The sequence below is a fragment of the Streptomyces sp. NPDC002619 genome (genome assembly GCF_042889305.1).
GTDB lineage: Bacteria > Actinomycetota > Actinomycetes > Streptomycetales > Streptomycetaceae > Streptomyces.
This window is the reverse complement of record NZ_JBIAQV010000141.1, coordinates 1-2,098: the sequence shown is the minus strand read 5'-3', so window position 1 is coordinate 2,098 and position 2,098 is coordinate 1. Positions and strand designations below refer to the sequence as shown.

General features: G+C 66.8%; 2 protein-coding genes and 1 tRNA gene. 1 reads left to right on the top strand and 2 read right to left on the bottom strand.

The window, feature by feature from the left end; all coding sequences use genetic code 11:
- Positions 1 to 374 precede the first annotated feature (374 nt).
- Positions 375 to 448 (bottom strand) — tRNA-Met (locus ACFYXB_RS45835).
- Positions 449 to 721: 273 nt separating this feature from the next.
- Here ACFYXB_RS45835 and ACFYXB_RS45830 point away from each other — a divergent pair.
- Positions 722 to 1,273: a hypothetical protein gene (locus tag ACFYXB_RS45830; protein ID WP_389591443.1), complete on the top strand. Its 552-nt coding sequence runs from the start codon at positions 722 to 724 to the stop codon at positions 1,271 to 1,273.
- Positions 1,274 to 1,431: 158 nt separating this feature from the next.
- Here ACFYXB_RS45830 and ACFYXB_RS45825 read toward each other — a convergent pair whose 3' ends face one another.
- On the bottom strand, positions 1,432 to 1,749 hold the full coding sequence (locus ACFYXB_RS45825) for a hypothetical protein (RefSeq protein ID WP_389591441.1): 318 nt from the start codon (positions 1,747 to 1,749) through the stop codon (positions 1,432 to 1,434).
- Positions 1,750 to 2,098 lie beyond the last annotated feature (349 nt).

Genomic DNA, 2,098 nt, shown 5'->3' with positions numbered 1-2,098 from the left:
CCGAACCTACCCGGGAGGACTGACAGTTGAGAGTTCTTGAGCGTTGTGGGCGGCCTCACCCCGTCACAGGGTGGACGCCGAATCGCCCTGACGGCAGACGGCGATCCGGCTGCCCCTGCCCTGCTCCGCAGGAGTCCGATTCCTCCTTGGCCTAAAGGCCGGGGCATCCTCGGAGGAACCCGGTGATCAGATTTCGGACCAGCGCGGTGACCGCCCTGGCTCGCGGGGCCAGATCGCCGAGGTGTCAGAACGTGCGGGTTCGTGCCCAGGATGTTGACGTCTTCTTCGTCCCGGAGCCCTGTCGCCCAAGGACCAGGTTCGAGCGGGGCCAGACACAGTGAAGGCCCGGTATCCACCGGGCCTTCACGTTTGCGTAGCGGGGACAGGATTTGAACCTGCGACCTCTGGGTTATGAGCCCAGCGAGCTACCGAGCTGCTCCACCCCGCGTCGGTACGGTGAACTGTACGGTACCGACCCGGCTTGGCCGAATCGGCTTTCGCGTGCTGCCGGCAGGGCCGGGGCTTCTGCGAGCGATGCCAGCCGCTCAAATGAGCGCCATCCAATTCAGTGTGACCTTCAGCAAGGCCACCGACCAGTTGGCGCAGGCCCCAATTGCTCATGCCCAACCGACGCGCACAGTCGCGGCGTCCTCTGCCTCCCGTGCACAGCAAGCGACGCGACCCAGGCCCATGGCACGAGCTGCTGACCTAGGCTGTGGCCATGTTGCTGATCTACGACGGCGAGACCGCTGCCGACGCGCCCATTCCTCGCACTGGCGGTGTCCCGCTCGTCCCCGGGGGATTCGTCTGGCCGAAGTGCCGCGAATGCGGGGGACCTATGCAGTTTCTCGCCCATTTGCCCCTCGACATCGGTGCGGTCGGGGTGTTCTTCTGCCAGAACGACCCCGGCATGTGCGACGACTGGGACGCCGCCGCTGGCGCCAACCGCGCCTACCTCTTTTCCGGCGACCTCACCCCGGCCACCATCCCCGCCGAGGGCGAAACGCTCTTGGGCGTCGTCACCGCCCTGCGCCTCTATCCCACTGATACCCCCACCGAAGAGCCGATTCTTGGACGGATGGGCGGTGAGCCCGACTGGATCCAGGGCGACGAGACACCCGCGTGTCCCACCTGCGCCGCCCGGATGACGTTCACAGCCGAGCTGGAGGAAGGGCACGACTTCGCTACCTCAGCGAACTTCGGCGGTGGGGGCCGCGGTTACGTCTTCAGCTGCCAGCCCTGCGGTGAAGCCGCGTTCCTCTGGCAGCGCTGAACGCCGCCCCCAGGTAACGCGGTCGGTCAGATCTTCTGGAAGGACCTTCGGGTGGTCGCGCTCGACGAGGAGCGTCACCCGTTCCTCGGGCCGACCGCGCAATAGCTCGTGGCGGATCTGATGCGCCACGCCCGTACCGCGGAACTTCTCGACGACCATCAGCTCGGACAGGGCGAATGTGCGGGCGCCAGTCTCGACGATCGCACCGTCGGGCACCGGGGTGAGCAGTCCGTTCCACCATCGGGTGTCAGCGTGCAGCCGTAGGCGTAGGCGATCGGGGTGTCGTCGAGATAGCCGACGACCGCAGCGAAGCCGGGCACTTCCGTATTCCAGCCGAGCCGCTCGTCGAACCGCTCGATGCTGTGGAACTCCTCGCCGAGCCGGTCCGCGTAGATCTCCGCGTACACATCGAGGAGTTCGTGCCGAACATCAGCAAGGCCCGTCGCGTCCCTGCGTTCCAGCCGCAGCCCGTCCATGCTTCACGCTCCTGTCTGGCGTGTCTGCTCGAGGAAATCGGCCGCCGCGGCACGTGCGCGGGGTGGGCACCCGATGTCCAGGCCGTTGCCCCTGCGTTCGGTTCGCCAGGCGGTCAGGGTGGGCCCGATCAACTCCCAGCGGGCATCGGACAGATCGCTGGGATACGGGCGCTGTTGGTGCCCGGTGCGACGCGGGGGCACGCAATGCGTCATCAGTTTCTCGGAAGTGCCTTGCTGATTGTGCGTGCTGGAAGCGTCAACGACCCGGGACTGAAGGTCCCGGGCTTGCACAACGGGCATCACTGGCGGTGATGCTGCGTTTGCGTCCAGCCCTGTCCCGCTGGCGCGG